The sequence below is a fragment of the Streptomyces sp. NPDC102490 genome (genome assembly GCF_044765285.1).
Lineage (GTDB): Bacteria > Actinomycetota > Actinomycetes > Streptomycetales > Streptomycetaceae > Streptomyces.
Genome location: NZ_JBIWJU010000009.1, coordinates 223339 through 238222, shown reverse-complemented (window position 1 = coordinate 238222; position 14884 = coordinate 223339). Strand labels below are relative to the sequence as shown.

Here is a 14884-nt window from a genome sequence, read left to right as displayed (position 1 = left end):
ATGTCCCGGCGCGTTCCCCGGGGCGGCCGGATCACCGGGCTAGTGTCGAGGCTCCGTCGTCCTGAGGGAGCGTGGTCGGATTGGCCCGGAACCGCCGCCTGATCCTGAGCAGCCCGTCCGAGGTCTGGAGCCTGCTGGCCGACGGACACCGCTACGGGGAGTGGGTGACCGGCACCCAGCGGATCCTCGCCGCGGACCCGCACTGGCCGCAGGTGGGCGCCAGGCTGCGCGTCAGGGTCGGTGTGGGCCCGCTGGTCCTCGACGACACCTGTGTCGTCCGCGTCTGCGAACCCGAGCGCCGTCTGGAACTGGAGGCGAAGGCCGAGCCGTTCGGCGCCGCCCGCATCGCGATGAAGCTGATGCCCTGGGGCGACGCCACCCTCTTCGTGCTGGACTGGCACGCGTTGCGGGGGCCCGGCATCCGGATGCACGGACTGCCCGTGGACTACCTCGTCGAGGTCCGCAACGGCATGATGCTGACCAAGCTGGCCAGGATCGCCGTCCGGGAACACGACCGCTCGCTCCAGCGGAACTGAGCGTCGACCCGCCTGGTCCGCGCCCATTGACACGCCGCTCCGGGTCGTTCGAGGATGACCCGGTTGACAACGTTGTCGTCTGGTGAAGAGGACCATCATGGGCCCCATATCCGTCCCTCTCGACCGCAGACTCCTGCTGCGGCTCCTCGGCGCGACCGGCGCCGCGGCCGCCCTCCAACCGGCGCTGGGGTCCCCTTCGGCCGCCGCCTCCACCTCCGCGTCCTCCTCATCCTCCAGCCCTGTGCGGGCCGTTGACCCACCCGACGACGTCGCCGCCACCTACCACCGCGTGCTCCTGCGGCACACCCGCTGGTCCGAGACCCAGTGGGACGAGGCCAAGGGCGCATACACCGACCGGTACTTCGGCTTCGCCGTCGTCCTCGGGCACGCCGTGCTGCTGACGCACGGGACCTTCGACGAGGACGCGGCCGGCATCGACCGGGAGACGCTCAGACGCCGCACTCTGGCGACCCTGCGCCACTTCGCCGCCTCCAACCGGCTCACGGGCGGCACCCAATGGGGCCGCACGCTGTTCTTCGACACCACTTTCCAGTCGTACTTCATTCTCGCGGCGCACCTGCTGTGGGACGAGCTCGACGCCGCCACCCGCTCCGCGGTGGACACCATCACCCGCGAACAGGCGGCGTACACGCACTCATTGGGCACGGGCGACGACCCGGCCTCCGGGGACTGGACGCCGAACGGGCTCAAGGGCGGGTACGTCGGCGACACCAAGCTGGAGGAGATGGGCCTCTACGCGCAGACCCTCGCTCCGGCGCTGGCCTGGGCACCGGACGATCGGCGCCACTCCGAGTGGGCGACCGACTACGGCACCTGGTCGCGCAACGAGGGCGGCCTGCCGCCCGCCGACCTGGCCAATCCGGCACGGGTGGACGGGGTCCCGGTCTCGCGCAACACCGCGCACAACACGTACGACACCTTCATCGTCGAGAACCACGGCTCGTTCGGGCCGCACTACCAGGAGGAGATGTGGCGCACCTCGGGACGTAACGCGGCCCACTTCCTGGCGGCCGGCCGGCCTATGCCCGAGGTGCTGACCAGGCAGCCCAACGCGGAGCCGCTGTGGCGGACGCTGCTGGGCGTCATGTCGGACGCGGGCGAGCCGCTGATGCCGATGGTGGACGACCGCGAGCACCTGTACGGCAGGGACGTCATACCGCTGGCGTTCCTCTCCCGGGTCGTGGGAGACCGGGCGGCGGCCCGCGCGGAGACGGAGCTGGCCTCGCGGCTCGAGGCCTACCAGGCGTATCCGCCGGAGTACCGGCTGGCGAAGTTCTCGGGTGAGCCGAAGTACGAGCCCGAGGCGCGCGCGGAACTCGCCATCAGCTATCTGCTGCACGTGTGGCCGGACGCGGGGCCGCGGGTGCGTCCCCTGTCGCGCGAGGAGTTGTTCGCGCACGCGTCGGGGGTCACCGATTTCGGGACCGGCCCCGGTCTGGTGTCCCACCAGTCCCCCGCCGCCTGGGCCGGTGCGGTGACGAAGCCCGGCTTCGTGAAGTTCGCCTGGCAACCCGCGCACGACGACTGGCTGTTCCGGCTCGGCGGCGACACCCCGATGTTCCTGCCCTCGACCGCCGCCGAGGTCACCGGCAGGACGGTGCGCGTGCACACCGCGCTGCGGGACGGCTTCGACGGCAGCGCCACGGTGCTGCGCCTGGGCGAGAGTTTCGCCGGGTACGCGACACTTCCCACGGGCGCGGTCGTCTACGCGCCCGACGGGCCGGTCGCGGGCGGTTCGCGGCTCGATGTCCACAACCTCACGATGCCCGGTGTGGCGGGCCTGGACGGCAGCCGCACCTACCGGTTCGCGGAGGGTTCGGCCACGGTCCGCGCGCAGGACGCCACGGACTCGGCGGCGGGGCGGGTCGACGAACTGACCTTCGCCCGGACGACGGTGCGGCACCTGCGCATGCTGGGCGTTCAGCCCGACCCGACGTACGGGTACTCGCTGTACGCGGTCGAGGTGCGGGACGGTGCCGAGGGCGCCGACCTCGCGCGAGGCGGCACGGCGACGGCGTCCTCGCAGTCGGCCGGCATGGGGCCGGGGCTGGCGGTGGACGGCGACGCCCGGACCCGCTGGGCGGTCTCCCGCGAGGACCGGAAGCGCGCGGACAGCTGGTGGGCGGTGGATCTCGGCGCCGAGCGTGCGCTGGACCGGGTCACCCTGCGCTGGGAGGCGGCCGCCGGTCGCTCGTACCGGGTCCAGGGTTCGTCCGACGGCGAGCGGTGGACCGACCTGGCGACCGGCCCGGCCCCGTCGCTGCGCAGCCGAGGCGGCTGGCTCGACGTCGACGGCCGTGCCGGGCTGGTCGTACGCGGCGGGGACGAACAGACGCTGGCCGTGTACGGCGACACGATCGTCCCGGCCGAGGGGGCGCGGGAACCGGTCGTGATCGAGGGGCACTGCGGTGTGTCCGCCGACGAGCTGCGCGGGCTGGCGGGGAGCGCCACGCCCGCCGCCGACGACGGCCGGGTCCGCGCGGCGCGGGTGGACGGGTACCTGAGCCTGTTCAACCTGTCGGCGGACGAGGTGGAGACGCGGGTCGTGGTGCCGCAGCGGGGCGGACGCCGAGAGGTCTACGAGGGCGAGCAGACGGTGACCGGGGAGGGCGTCGACTACCGTGCGCGGCTGGACGCGGCCTCGGCTTCGCTGCTCGCGCCGCGTTTCGTCCTCACCGCGCTGTCCGGCCGGAGCCTGCCGTCCGGGCTGCGGGTCCGGGTGACCGACGGGGCGACCCTGCTCCTGTCCGGCGCGGACTGCCGGCTGCGGATCGAGGGGCAGGGCCGCAGCACCGACGCCGTCGTGCGGGGCGGGCGCGAGACCCGGGTGACGCTGCGTGGTGCACAGCCCTTCCCGCACCACGACCACGCCCTGGGTCGTACGACGTTCCCGACGAGCCCGCTGCCGTCGGGGATGTCCCGTCCGGACGCCGCCGTGGACGGCGACCCGGACACGGCGTGGCAGCCCGGCCGGGACGGCCGCATGGTGGTCGACCTCGGGGCGCCCACCGAGGTGCGCTGGGTGGAGGCGCAGTGGAGGACCGGATCGGCTCCGGCGGCCCGCGTGGAGTTCAGCACCGACGGGGTGCGCTATCAGCGTGCCGGGACCCTGGACGGCCGCGGACGCGTCCGCCGGCTCACCCGTGCGGGCTCGGCCCGGTACGTCGCGGTGACGGTGCAGGGCACGCCGCATCCGCACGACGGGCTGGTCAGGCTCTCCGTGGGCTGATGCCGCCGCCTTCGGCGGGTGGACGTTCAGCGGGAGTGCGGTCCATCCGCCGCAGGTGTGCGAGTTCGTCCGCGCGACGGTGGTCCTTCGGGCGACCGAGGGCCCGCCGCATCCGGATCAGGTCGTCGAGTGCGGCGTAGCGGACGGTGAAGCCTTCCGGGTCGCGCGTGGCCTCGGCCCGGGGCAGGCAGGGGGTCACATCGAGGTCGCCCCAGCGGAGGGCGGGGGTGCACAGGTCTCCGCAGGCGTCGGTGACCCGATACCCGGTCTGCTCGCGCTCGAGATCCGGCAGTTCGGTGCAGCCGCAGGCGGCGAGGGCGGCACGCAGGGCACGCGCCTCGTCAGGGGTGCCGTCCCACAACAGGTCCAGGTCCCCGGTCAGTTCGGTGGAGCCGTGCATGATGCCGGCGACCTGTCCGATGACCACCGCGTGCGATCCGGCGTCGTGCAGCGCCCGGAGGAAGGGAAAGGGGTCGAAGCCGAGTGCCCCGTCCGTGGCGAAGGTGCCCCGCACGCCGTCGGCCTCCTCCGGCCGGCATCCGGCGGGGGCGCGGTCGCGCGTCGCCTGCCGGGTCCGGGTGATCGCCCGCCGCAGGCGCAGGGCCGCCGTCGTCTCGTTCATGCGCCCATCCAACACCGCCCGGCCGCTGTAGGTTGAGGCGATGACGGGTGACTGGCGGACGGATCGGATCGGTACCGCGCTCAGGGGCGAGAACCCCACCGTGCTGCGCCGGTTGACGGCCGGGTTCGCGGTGATCGGGGATGTCCAGTTCCTGCCGGGCTACTCGGTGCTGCTCGTGGACGAGCCGGGTGTGCAGCGGTTGTCGGACCTGCCGAGGGCCAGGCGGCTGTCGTTCCTGTCGGACATGGACCGGCTCGGGGAGGCCGTCGAGCGCGCCTGCCGACGGCTGGACCCCGCCTTCCGCCGGGTCAACCTGGAGATCCTGGGGAACACGGATCCGTTCCTGCACGCGCATGTCTGGCCGCGGTACGCGTGGGAGCCGGCGGAGGTGGTGGCTCTTCCGGTGTGGCTCTATCCGCGTGAGCGGTGGAGCGAGGAACAGTTCAGGCTGGGCCCTCGGCACGACGCGCTGCGCGAGGCCATCGGCGACGAACTGGACCGGGTCGTCGCGGACCCCGCCGACGGCACCGCTACGGGGCGACCGGATGGCACCGGATAGCATGCACACGTTCCGGGGAAGGGCCCCGGAGCCGTGTGGTTTTCAGAGGTTGGGGGTCCGCATGGTCGCGGGTCGTGTGGTGCGTTTCGACAGTACGCGGGGTTATGGGTTCATCACGCCGGAGGACGGCGGCGAGGACATCTTCCTGCACGTGAACGATCTGCTCATCCCCGAGGAGTACGTGCGTGCCGGTCTGGTGGTGGAGTTCGAGGTGGAGACCGGTGAGCGAGGGCTCAAGGCGTCGGGCATCCGGCTCCCCGAGGGAGAGCGGCTCAAGCCCGCTCGCCGCCATCAGGAGGCCGCGCCCAGGGCCGTGATGTCCGACGAGAACGGGCAGCCGCTGTGCGACGTACTGAGCTCCGACGAGTACCGGCGTGACGTGACGGAACTGCTGCTGACCGCGAGTCCGCAGTTGACCGCGGAGCAGATCCTCACCATCCGCGGCGCGCTCCTGAAGTTCAGCGAGGGCCACGGCTGGATCGAGGACTGAGCCCGCCGTCCCCTGCCCTCCGCGTCCTTCCCGCTCGGGCATCGCGCGGTCGGCTCACGATCACTCCCCCCGTTGTCGGCGATTCGGCCAACGTGCCCGCTCCGCACCCCTGTTGTCCCGTACGGGTCCGTGCATCCGGCACGAACCGACACGCGCCGTACTTCGGGGCCCTGAGCGCGACCGAAACACATGTGTTCGATACGCCGGTCCGGTCGTTGAGCTTCACGACTACGCTCAACGACCGTCAAGGGGGACCCATTGACCTCGACCGCCGCGAACGGAAAGCAGCCCCCCACACCGCCGCCACCGCCACCACCGGCGGAGATCACCTACCGCGGGCGGTATGCCGTCAATCCACTCGCCGAGGTCTCCTTCCGGCGGATGTGCGCGCAGATCCCGGCCGTCCTGGGCCGGATCGCACGGCTGTCGTGGCGGACCGACCGGCGGGCCGTGCAGCTGCTGCTCGGTTGCCAGGTGATCACCGGTGTCTCCGCCGCCGTGCTGCTGACCGCCACCGCCCGGGCCATGAAGCCCGTGCTCGGCGACGGCTCCGCCGCCGACCGTCTGCACGGCGCGCTGCCCGCGCTGTCGGTGGTGGCGCTCGCCGCCGCGCTGGGCCGCGGCGCGGCGGCGGTGGCCACCTACGCCGAGCGGCGGATCACCCCGCGGCTGACCACGGAGACGGACAGCGCCCTGGTCGAGGCGGTGTGCCGGGTGGAAGCGTCCGCGTACGCGCAGGAGGGCTTCTCGGACCGGCACGAGGCCGCCGAGATGGGGGTGATCCGCACCCAGGTGATGGTCACCGACGCCCAGCGGTTCCTGTCCGCGCTGATCCGGATGGTCACGGCCGGCGGCGTGCTGTCGGCGCTCAACCCGCTGATGCTGCCGCTGCTCCTGCTCGCCGTGCTGCCGGCCGGTGTGGGTGCGGTCCTCACCGCCCGGGTCGACTACGAGGTCCACTACGCCAACATCGCCGACCGCAACGTGCGCGGCATGATGCGCTGGTGGGCGACCACGTCGAAGTACGGCGACGAGGTCCGCGCCAACTCGATGACCGACTACCTCGTCCACTGGTACCGGTCCCTGTCCGACCGGTGCGACCGGCGCACCCTGGCCGCCGCGCCGCGTACCCTGCGGATCGCGCTGATCTCCGCCGTGGCCGGCGGCGTGTTCCTCGTCGCGACCTGGGGAGCCCTCGCCTGGCTGGCGGTCTCGGGCCGGATCGAACTCGCGGTCGCGGCCACGGCTGTCATCGCCGTGCAGACCACGCTCGCCGCACTCTCCCAAGTCGTCGTCAACGGGGCCGCCGTCTTCCACACCAGCCTCTACCTGAGCGACATGCAGGCCTTCCTCGACGACGCCGCGGCCCGCGTCCCACGGCGCGGACCCGGCAGACACCGTGCGCCGACCGAGCGGGTCCGGCTGGAGGAGGTCGTCTACCAGTACCCGGGCAAGGACAAGCCCGCCGTCGACGGCGTCTCCCTCACGCTGGAGCGCGGTCAGATCCTCGCGATCGTCGGGGCGAACGGCTCGGGCAAGTCCACCCTGACCCGTCTGCTGACCGGCGTCTACCTGCCGGACAAGGGACGGGTCACCTGGAACGGCACCGACCTCGCCGACGTGGACCCCGCAAGCGTGTGGGCGCACATCGGTCTGGTGCCGCAGATCTTCGCCCAGTGGCCGATGCCGGTCCGCGAGAACGTCACCCTCGGCCAGCCCCGCAGCGACGACGACACGCCGGTGTGGGAGGCCGTGGAGGCGGTCGGTCTGCGCGAAGCCGTCGACAGCCTCCCGGCGGGCCTGGACACCCTGCTCTCCCGTGACGTCTTCGGGGGCACCGAGCTCTCGGGCGGCCAGTGGCAGCGCGTGGCGTGCGCCAGGGCGCTGTACCGCCGCCCGGGGCTGCTCATCCTCGACGAGCCGACGTCGCAGATGGACCCGCGCGGTGAGCACCAGATCTTCGAGCGGATCAAGGCGATCGCCGGCGAGCGCATCACCATCGTGGTCACCCACCGCCTGGAGAACACGAAGATCGCGGATCACATCATCGTCATGGAGCACGGCCGGATCACCGAGCAGGGCCGCTACGACGACCTCGTCCACGCCGGTGGCACCTTCGCCGAACTCCTCGAACTCTCCCAGGACCGCTGACCCGCCCGTGGTCACGGGGTCGTGAGGGCCTCGGCGGTCTCCGGCCCGTCCGCGTCCGCGTCCGTGTCCGGGTCCGCGTCCGCGTCCGTGTTCGCGGGGACCGTTCTCCCCGGCCCGCGGAACGCGACGTGGACGAACAGCACGCCCATGACGGCGACGCCTGCCCACATGGCCTGCTGCCAGCCGTCGACGAAGGACTGCTGGGCGGCGTGCAGCAGGTCCGGGCCGTGCGGGCCGGCGCCGGCCGCGGCCTCGACGGCGTTGGCCACGCCCTCCCGGGCGGCCTCCGCGGGCCCCTGGGGGATGCCGTCCAGCCGTCCGTCGATGGCACCGCGGTAGCCGTTGGCGAGCAACGCCCCGAGCAGGGCGACGCCGAGTGCGGTGCCGAACTCGCGGGTGACGTCGTTGAGCGCGGACGCGACGCCCTGCTTCCCGTGGGGCAGCGAGCCGGTGATGGCCTCCGTGGAGGGGGTCATCGACAGGCCCATGCCGATGCCCATGGCCAGCATGCCGGGCAGGATGGCCAGGTATCCGTCGTCCACGGAGACGAACAGGGCCATGAGCGCCAGGCCCACCCCGGCCAGGGCGATGCCCGCGGCCATGGTCGCGCGGGCGCCGAGGCGTACGGCGAGCCCGGGGGCCAGACCGGAGGCCGCCATCATCATGACGGCCATCGGCATCAACGCCACCGTGGAGAGCAGGCCGGACCAGCCGAGCACCGCCTGGAAGTACGGGAAGAGGACCACGGCGATGCCGGCCTGGACGCCGAAGACCACCAGGAGCGTGATCGACCCACCTGCCAGACCGCGCTCACGGAACAGGCGCACGTCCAGCAGTGCCGCGTCGCGACGGTGCAGTTCCCAGGCGACGAAGCCGACGGCGGCGGTGCTGCCGACGGCGAGGCCGGTCAGCGTCACCGGGGCGGTCCAGCCGCGTTCGGGGCCTTCCTGGAGGACGAAGACGAGGCCGGTCACGGCGACGGTGGAGATCAGCGCTCCGGCCGTGTCGAACCGGTGGGCCGGGGTCTCGCGGGAGTCGGGGACCGACTTCAGGGCCATGGCCAGGGCCACGAGGACCAGGACCACCGGGAGGACGAACAGCAGACGCCAGTCGGCGACGTCGACGAGGAGGGCGGAGAGGAACATGCCCAGGATGCCGCCGCCTCCGGCGACACCGGTCCATACGCCGATCGCCTTGCCGCGCTGCTCCTCGGGGAAGGTGGAGGTGATCACGGCGAGGGTGACGGGCATGATCATCGCGGCGCCCACACCTCCGGCCACCCGGGCGGCCAGCATGACCTCGGCCGACGGGGCCAGTCCCGCGAGGACACTCGCGGCACCGAAGACGCCCAGCCCGGCGACGAGCATGGGCTTGCGGCCCAGCCGGTCGCCGACGGCGCCGAGCGGGAGCAGCAGCGCGGCCAGGGCGAGCGTGTAGCTGTTGATGATCCACAGGACGGTGTTCTGGGAGGCGCCGAACTCGACGGCCATGTGGGTCTGCGCGACGTTCAGACCGGACACCGAGGCGATGACGGCCATCAGGGCGACCGAGACGGCGATCAGGATCGTGCGCAGCTGACGCGCGTCGGGGGTGTTCCCGCCGCCGGCTGCGGCGGCCTGTACGGGTGGGCTGGTGCTCATGGGTTCCTTTCGCAGGGCAGCCGTCGGCCCGACGGGGCGTGGAGGTGTCGGGGAGCGCGGCTCGACTGCGTCCGAAGCTAAGCCTGCTATGCGTCCAGGGCATACGATGTTGCCCATGACGCAAGAAGACGGTGATCTGGACAGCCTGGTGCGCAAGCGCATCCGCGCCCTGCGGGTCGCGCAGGGCTGGTCCCTGGAGGAGCTGGCCGGGCGCGCCAACCTCAGCCAGTCCTCGCTGAGCCGTATCGAGAACGGCCGGCGCCGCCTCGCCCTGGACCAGCTGGTCACCCTCGCCCGCGCCCTGGACACCACGTTGGACCAGCTCGTAGAGTCCGCCGACGACGACGTGATCACCAGTCCGATGATCGACAACGCCCACGGTCTGATGCGCTGGGTCGTGAAGGGTGATCCCGGCATGACCGTGGTGCGTCAGCGCATGACCCAGCCGCCGCCGGAGAATCCGGCGCGCATGCGCGCCCACCCGGGACGCGAGTGGCTCGTGGTCCTGTCCGGCACCGCTGTCCTCATGCTCGGCCACCGCCGCTTCCGCGTCGAGACCCACCAGGCCGCCGAGTTCCCCACGATGCTGCCGCACGCGATCGGCACCGCGGGCGGACCCTGCGAGATCCTGGGCATCTTCGACCGCGACGCCCGCCGCGGCCACCAGCGCGAGGGCGGCGGCCTCGGCGCCCGGGAGACGGGTGAGTGACGGGCGTCAGGCCCCGGCGGGCAGGGCGTGCGCGAGGAGGGTCTCCGCCGCGGCCCGTGCGTGTCGGCCGTAGTCGGCTTCCCCCAGCACCATGGCACGGCTGGCCGCCCCGTCCGCGAGGGTGACCAGCTGCTCGGCGAGGACGGCAGGCCGCTCGCAGCCCAGCTCCGTCACCAGCGCCGTGACCAGCCGCACCATCCGCAGTTTCTGTTCGCGGGCGTAGGAGTGGACCGTGCTGCCCGGGTCGGGGAACTCGGCCGCGGCATCGATGAACGGGCATCCGCGCACCGGAGTCCCGTCGGGCGCGGGCAGGTCGAACAGCCCGAGGATCCGCTCCCTCGGTGGAATGTCGTCGCGGGTCAGCACGCCTTCGAGAGTGGCGCCCGAGGAGACGAGGTCCTCCAGGTGCGCGATCACCAAGTCGCCCTTGGTCCGGAAGTGCGCGTAGAGGGTGCGCTTGGACACGGGGGCCGCTTCCGCGATCTGTTCCATGCCGGTCGCGTTGATCCCCTGGGTCGCGAAGAGGTGGGCGGCGGCCGTCAGGATGCGTTCCCGCCCGCCGCGCCCACGTGCCGGGGATGTCATGGTCGCGCTCATGGAGTGAGTATACGACCGCGTTTACTTCTACCCGGAAAGGGCTGGTAGGGTCCTCGATGTAAACGGTTGCGTTTACCTGAGACCGCCGTCGAGGAGGAATCCATGAGCCTGCCGATCCCCACCGAACTGAGTGGCGCCGCGGAGAAGCTGATACGCGGCCGGCACGCGACCCGCGCGTTCCGTCCGGACCCCGTGCCCGAGGAGACGATGCGGGCGATCTTCTCGCTGGCGGGCGCCGCACCGTCCAACTCCAACGCCCAGCCGTGGCGGGTGGAGGTGGCGAGCGGCGCCACGCGCGAGCGACTGGCGGACGCCTTGCAGGCGGCTCACGCCGCGAACCGCACCTCGGTCGACTTCCCGTACTCCGAGGACATGTACTCCGAGGTGCAGCAGGCACGCCGGTCGGCGTTCGGCGCCGGACTGTACGGAGCGCTGGGCATCGCTCCGGACGACCAGGCGTCGCGGGCGGCCTACAACGCGGAGAGCCTGCGCTTCTACGGCGCACCGCACGCCGCGTTCCTGTTCGTCGCCGGGGACGGCGGACCCCGGCTGGCCTCGGACGTCGGCGCCTATCTCCAGACCCTCCTCCTGGCGATGACCGCCTACGGCGTGGCGAGCTGCCCGCAGGGGCTGCTGAGCTTCTACGCCGACACGGTCCGCGCCGAACTCGGCGTCGACGAGGGGCGGCTGCTCGTGGGCGTCTCCTTCGGCTACGCCGACGAGACCGCCGCGGTGAACCGGGTCACGGCCGGGCGGGCCGCGCTCGACGAGGTCGCGGCCTTCCACGGCTGAGCCGTGGCGCGTCCGGCCGCCGCGCACCGGGCCGGCGTCGTGCGGGCGGGGCACGCCCGCCCCGCTACTCGATCAGCTACTCGATCAGTGCGTCCGCGGCGATGATCACCAGGCCGATCAGCATGTCCAGGAGTCCCGCGCGGCACGAGGACAGCCGGCCGAGCCCGGCGGCGCGGGCCGCCGAGGCGCCCAGGGCGAAGAGCAGGACCGTGTTCAGCACGAGGGCCGTGTCGGCGGCCGCGTCCTCCGCCCACCACCCGGCCGCCGCGGCGAGCAGCATCGCCACGGTCGGCAGCACGGCGGCGGCCAGCGGCCACTCGGCGATCACCGCGCGCACTCGACCCGGTCCCGCCCGCCCACCGCCGGCCGCGCGCTGGGCGATGACGTGCGCGTAGCCGTGGGCGGCGCCCGACGTCAGTGCCGTGAGCAGGACCCACAGCGCGTCCTGGCCAGGATCGGCCTCCCCGCCCGGGACGTCCAGCGCGGCCACCAACGCGCTGGCCAGCACCAGGCCGTAGATTCCCTTGAACAGCCACCCCTCCGGCCGGCGCCGCAGCAGTCCTCGCGGCGCAGCGCCCCCGGCCGGGCCCTGGTCGGCGCGCTCGGCCATTCAGGACGGCCGGCCGGCGTGTCTGGGGGCCGGGTTGACGTCCATGCCGGTGCGGACGTCACCCTCCGCCGCCGCGCGCACATCCGCGGCCTTGGTCCAGAAGCCGATGACCGCGATCTGCACGGCGTGCCTCGCTTCCTTCCGGGTCCGTGTGGTCCAGGAACCACTGTGCCGGTACGCGCGGAAGGCGGCGCTTCGAACCCCCCGAAGGGATGAGGGCGGACCGGAGCGCCGACGGCGTCAGGCGGCGCAGTCCGGGCAGATGCCGCGGTAGGTCACTTCGACCTCCGAGACGGTGAAGCCGAAGGACTGGGAGGCCGGGAGGTCCGAGAGGGGGTCGCCCGTCGGGTGCACGTCGCGGATCGAGCCGCAGCGCGCACAGAGCAGGTGGTGGTGGGGGCGGTGCGCGTTGGGGTCGTAGCGCTTGGCGCGGCCATCGGTCGACACCTCGAGGACTTCACCCCGGTGCACCAGTTCACGCAGCGTGTTGTACACGGTCGCCCGGGAGATCTCGGGCAGTCGCTCCGCCGCGCGGGAGTGGACCTCGTCGGCGGTCAGGTGCACGTGGTCTCCGTCGAGGACCTCGGCGACCACGCGTCGCTGCGCGGTCAGGCGCCAGCCGCCTTCGCGAAGCCGCCCCAGGAGATCACTCATGCGCAGCACCCTAGCAGGGTCCGGCATCAACTCGAGAGCGGATATGGCTCTGGATGGCACCTTGCTTTAGATCCTGTCCAAGGTAGGGTGGTGTCCGCGAAGAACCACACCGAGGAGCAAGCCTTGCCTGAGAACAACCAGAAGCCGCTGACCACGGTTGCCGGTGCACCGGTTCCCGACAACCAGAACTCGCTGACGTCCGGCCCGCGCGGTCCGATGCTGCTGCAGGATGTGTGGTTCCTGGAGAAGCTCGCCCACTTCGACCGCGAGGTGATCCCGGAGCGCCGGATGCACGCCAAGGGCTCGGGCGCGTTCGGCACCTTCACGGTGACCCACGACATCACGCGGTACACGAGCGCCAAGATCTTCTCCGAGATCGGCAAGCAGACCCCGCTGTTCACCCGGTTCTCCACGGTGGCCGGTGAGCGCGGTGCCGCCGACGCCGAGCGGGACATCCGCGGCTTCGCCGTGAAGTTCTACACGGAGGAGGGCAACTGGGACCTGGTCGGCAACAACACCCCCGTCTTCTTCTTCCGTGACCCGCTGAAGTTCCCGGACCTCAACCACGCGGTGAAGCGCGACCCGCGCACCAACCTGCGCAACCCCGAGAACAACTGGGACTTCTGGACCAACCTCCCCGAGGCCCTGCACCAGGTCACGATCGTGATGTCGGAGCGCGGCATCCCGGCCTCCTACCGGCACATGCACGGGTTCGGCTCGCACACCTACAGCCTGATCAACGCCGACGGCGAGCGGTTCTGGGTCAAGTTCCACCACCGCACCCAGCAGGGCATCAAGAACCTCACCGACGCCGAGGCCGAGGCCCTCGTCGGCAAGGACCGCGAGTCCCACCAGCGCGATCTCTTCGACGCGATCGAGAACGGCGACTTCCCGAAGTGGAAGCTGTTCATCCAGGTCATGCCGGAGGCCGACGCCGAGAACTACCGCTTCCACCCGTTCGACCTCACCAAGGTCTGGTCGAAGAAGGACTACCCGCTGATCGAGGTCGGCGAGTGGGAGCTCAACCGCAACCCCGACAACTACTTCGCGGACGTCGAGCAGGCCGCCTTCAGCCCGGCCAACGTGGTCCCGGGCATCAGCTTCTCCCCCGACCGGATGCTCCAGGGCCGGCTCTTCTCCTACGGCGACGCCCAGCGCTACCGCCTCGGTGTCAACCACCACCAGATCCCGGTCAACGCCCCGAAGAGCCCGGTGAACTCCTTCCACCGCGACGGTGCCATGCGCGTCGACGGCAACCAGGGAGCCACCCCGGGCATCGAGCCCAACTCCTACGGGCGCTGGCGGGAGCAGCCGGCCTACCGCGAGCCCAGCCAGGCCGTGGGCGCCGTCGCCGACCGGTTCAACTTCCGTGAGGACGACGACAACTACTTCGAGCAGCCCGGCAACCTGTTCCGGCTGATGAGCCCGGAGCAGCAGCAGGTGCTCTTCGAGAACACGGCACGCGCGATCGACGGCGCCTCGGAGCAGACGATCGAGCGGCACATCGCCAACTGCACGCAGGCCGACCCGGCCTACGGTCAGGGCGTCCGCAAGGCGATCGAGGCCCTGGCCGCCGGCAACCGCTGACCCGGCCGGCCGGAAGAACGAGCGGTACACACGCACCGCGCCGGCGCGGGCACCCCTGAGGTGCCCGCGCCGGCGCGGGCGTACCGCCACGGAGACATCATGGACATGAGCAACAACGGTGGTCTGACGCCCGAGCAGACGGAGCGCGTCGTGGCCATCGCGATGGACCTGGCCCGGGAGGGCGGCACCGAGCAGCTGCTGGAGTTCGTGGCACACGGGCTGCCGGTGGACGTACGCGATCCGGCGGGCAACACCCTCCTCATGCTCGCCGCGTACCACGGTCACGCCGACACCGTGGCGGCCCTGATCCGGCACGGCGGCGACCCGGACCTCCGCAACGACAGGGACCAGTCCCCTATCGCCGGTGCCCTGTTCAAGGGTGCCGACGACGTGGTGACCGTACTGCTCCGGGCCGGTGCCGACCTGGACTCCGGTACGCCGACCGCACGGGCCGCCGCGGCCATGTTCGGCCGCGACCACCTCCTCGCGAGCTGACGCCGGCCCGACCCGAACGGCCGGCCCCGGCCCCGTACGTACAGGCCGAAGCCTTTGCGGCCCGGCGCTTCGAGGCCCTGCCTCAGCCGCAGGGGCGGGATCTCGTAGTCACCGGAGTTCTGCCGCCGGAACCGACGAGGTCTGTCATCGCCGACGCTCCGCCTCGGCGGCCGCGTCGTTCAGGGGCGCCGC

15 protein-coding genes and 1 pseudogene are annotated in these 14884 nt (G+C 72.1%); 9 read left to right on the top strand and 7 right to left on the bottom strand.

Annotated elements, in window-relative coordinates; translation table 11 throughout:
• Positions 1-80: 80 nt before the first annotated feature.
• Both ACIRGB_RS22405 and ACIRGB_RS22400 read left to right on the top strand, forming a co-directional pair.
• Positions 81-536 (top strand): SRPBCC family protein, encoded by a 456-nt coding sequence (locus tag ACIRGB_RS22405; protein ID WP_403867800.1) that lies wholly within the window; start codon positions 81-83, stop codon positions 534-536.
• Between the two features lie 97 nt (positions 537-633).
• Positions 634-3786: a discoidin domain-containing protein gene (locus ACIRGB_RS22400; RefSeq protein ID WP_403867797.1), complete on the top strand. Its 3153-nt coding sequence runs from the start codon at positions 634-636 to the stop codon at positions 3784-3786.
• Here ACIRGB_RS22400 and ACIRGB_RS22395 read toward each other — a convergent pair.
• Positions 3767-4408, bottom strand: coding sequence for a hypothetical protein (locus ACIRGB_RS22395; protein WP_403867794.1), 642 nt, complete (start codon positions 4406-4408; stop codon positions 3767-3769). The genes ACIRGB_RS22400 and ACIRGB_RS22395 overlap by 20 nt on opposite strands.
• A 40-nt stretch (positions 4409-4448) precedes the next feature.
• On the opposite strand from ACIRGB_RS22395, the gene ACIRGB_RS22390 reads away from it, so the two are divergent.
• The 3 genes from ACIRGB_RS22390 to ACIRGB_RS22380 all read left to right on the top strand — a co-directional run bounded on the left by ACIRGB_RS22390 (position 4449) and on the right by ACIRGB_RS22380 (position 7608).
• Positions 4449-4967, top strand: a complete 519-nt coding sequence (locus tag ACIRGB_RS22390) for a diadenosine tetraphosphate hydrolase (protein WP_403867792.1) — start codon at positions 4449-4451, stop codon at positions 4965-4967.
• 61 nt (positions 4968-5028) lie between these two features.
• Positions 5029-5457: a cold-shock protein gene (locus ACIRGB_RS22385; RefSeq protein ID WP_403867789.1), complete on the top strand. Its 429-nt coding sequence runs from the start codon at positions 5029-5031 to the stop codon at positions 5455-5457.
• Between the two features lie 258 nt (positions 5458-5715).
• Positions 5716-7608: an ABC transporter ATP-binding protein gene (locus tag ACIRGB_RS22380; protein WP_403867786.1), complete on the top strand. Its 1893-nt coding sequence runs from the start codon at positions 5716-5718 to the stop codon at positions 7606-7608.
• A gap of 11 nt (positions 7609-7619) precedes the next feature.
• Here ACIRGB_RS22380 and ACIRGB_RS22375 read toward each other — a convergent pair whose 3' ends face one another.
• Positions 7620-9248 (bottom strand): MFS transporter, encoded by a 1629-nt coding sequence (locus ACIRGB_RS22375; protein ID WP_403867784.1) that lies wholly within the window; start codon positions 9246-9248, stop codon positions 7620-7622.
• A gap of 106 nt (positions 9249-9354) precedes the next feature.
• On the opposite strand from ACIRGB_RS22375, the gene ACIRGB_RS22370 reads away from it, so the two are divergent.
• Entirely contained in the window at positions 9355-9957 is a 603-nt protein-coding gene (locus ACIRGB_RS22370) for a helix-turn-helix domain-containing protein (RefSeq protein ID WP_403867781.1), read from the top strand.
• A 6-nt stretch (positions 9958-9963) separates the two neighbouring features.
• On the opposite strand, the gene ACIRGB_RS22365 is transcribed toward ACIRGB_RS22370, so the two are convergent.
• On the bottom strand, positions 9964-10554 hold the full coding sequence (locus ACIRGB_RS22365) for a TetR/AcrR family transcriptional regulator (RefSeq protein WP_403867778.1): 591 nt from the start codon (positions 10552-10554) through the stop codon (positions 9964-9966).
• A 102-nt stretch (positions 10555-10656) separates the two neighbouring features.
• Between ACIRGB_RS22365 and ACIRGB_RS22360 the strand changes: the two genes are divergently transcribed.
• Entirely contained in the window at positions 10657-11346 is a 690-nt protein-coding gene (locus ACIRGB_RS22360; RefSeq protein WP_403867776.1) for a nitroreductase, read from the top strand.
• A gap of 76 nt (positions 11347-11422) precedes the next feature.
• Here ACIRGB_RS22360 and ACIRGB_RS22355 read toward each other — a convergent pair whose 3' ends face one another.
• From ACIRGB_RS22355 to ACIRGB_RS22345, 3 genes are all read right to left on the bottom strand, one after another.
• On the bottom strand, positions 11423-11956 hold the full coding sequence (locus ACIRGB_RS22355) for a hypothetical protein (RefSeq protein WP_403867773.1): 534 nt from the start codon (positions 11954-11956) through the stop codon (positions 11423-11425).
• Entirely contained in the window at positions 11957-12079 is a 123-nt protein-coding gene (locus tag ACIRGB_RS22350; protein WP_403867770.1) for a hypothetical protein, read from the bottom strand.
• 117 nt (positions 12080-12196) lie between these two features.
• Positions 12197-12610: a Fur family transcriptional regulator gene (locus ACIRGB_RS22345; RefSeq protein WP_403867767.1), complete on the bottom strand. Its 414-nt coding sequence runs from the start codon at positions 12608-12610 to the stop codon at positions 12197-12199.
• Positions 12611-12733: 123 nt separating this feature from the next.
• On the opposite strand from ACIRGB_RS22345, the gene ACIRGB_RS22340 reads away from it, so the two are divergent.
• Together ACIRGB_RS22340 and ACIRGB_RS22335 are read left to right on the top strand one after the other, a co-directional pair.
• A complete protein-coding gene (locus ACIRGB_RS22340; protein ID WP_403867764.1) occupies positions 12734-14197 on the top strand; it encodes a catalase in 1464 nt (487 codons plus the stop codon).
• Between the two features lie 99 nt (positions 14198-14296).
• On the top strand, positions 14297-14692 hold the full coding sequence (locus tag ACIRGB_RS22335; RefSeq protein WP_403867762.1) for an ankyrin repeat domain-containing protein: 396 nt from the start codon (positions 14297-14299) through the stop codon (positions 14690-14692).
• A gap of 29 nt (positions 14693-14721) precedes the next feature.
• On the opposite strand, the pseudogene ACIRGB_RS22330 reads toward ACIRGB_RS22335, so the two are convergent.
• Positions 14722-14832, bottom strand: a pseudogene (locus tag ACIRGB_RS22330) (flavodoxin family protein); the annotation flags it as partial.
• Positions 14833-14884 lie beyond the last annotated feature (52 nt).

Bases quoted from the DNA above. Each gene is read 5' to 3' on its own strand.
- ACIRGB_RS22400 (WP_403867797.1), top strand. From the start codon at position 634: ATGGGCCCCATATCCGTCCCTCTCGACCGCAGACTCCTGCTGCGGCTC.
- ACIRGB_RS22395 (WP_403867794.1), bottom strand. From the start codon at position 4,408: ATGAACGAGACGACGGCGGCCCTGCGCCTGCGGCGGGCGATCACCCGG.
- ACIRGB_RS22390 (WP_403867792.1), top strand. From the start codon at position 4,449: ATGACGGGTGACTGGCGGACGGATCGGATCGGTACCGCGCTCAGGGGC.
- ACIRGB_RS22385 (WP_403867789.1), top strand. From the start codon at position 5,029: ATGGTCGCGGGTCGTGTGGTGCGTTTCGACAGTACGCGGGGTTATGGG.
- ACIRGB_RS22375 (WP_403867784.1), bottom strand. From the start codon at position 9,248: ATGAGCACCAGCCCACCCGTACAGGCCGCCGCAGCCGGCGGCGGGAAC.
- ACIRGB_RS22370 (WP_403867781.1), top strand. From the start codon at position 9,355: ATGTTGCCCATGACGCAAGAAGACGGTGATCTGGACAGCCTGGTGCGC.
- ACIRGB_RS22365 (WP_403867778.1), bottom strand. From the start codon at position 10,554: ATGAGCGCGACCATGACATCCCCGGCACGTGGGCGCGGCGGGCGGGAA.
- ACIRGB_RS22360 (WP_403867776.1), top strand. From the start codon at position 10,657: ATGAGCCTGCCGATCCCCACCGAACTGAGTGGCGCCGCGGAGAAGCTG.
- ACIRGB_RS22355 (WP_403867773.1), bottom strand. From the start codon at position 11,956: ATGGCCGAGCGCGCCGACCAGGGCCCGGCCGGGGGCGCTGCGCCGCGA.
- ACIRGB_RS22345 (WP_403867767.1), bottom strand. From the start codon at position 12,610: ATGAGTGATCTCCTGGGGCGGCTTCGCGAAGGCGGCTGGCGCCTGACC.
- ACIRGB_RS22335 (WP_403867762.1), top strand. From the start codon at position 14,297: ATGGACATGAGCAACAACGGTGGTCTGACGCCCGAGCAGACGGAGCGC.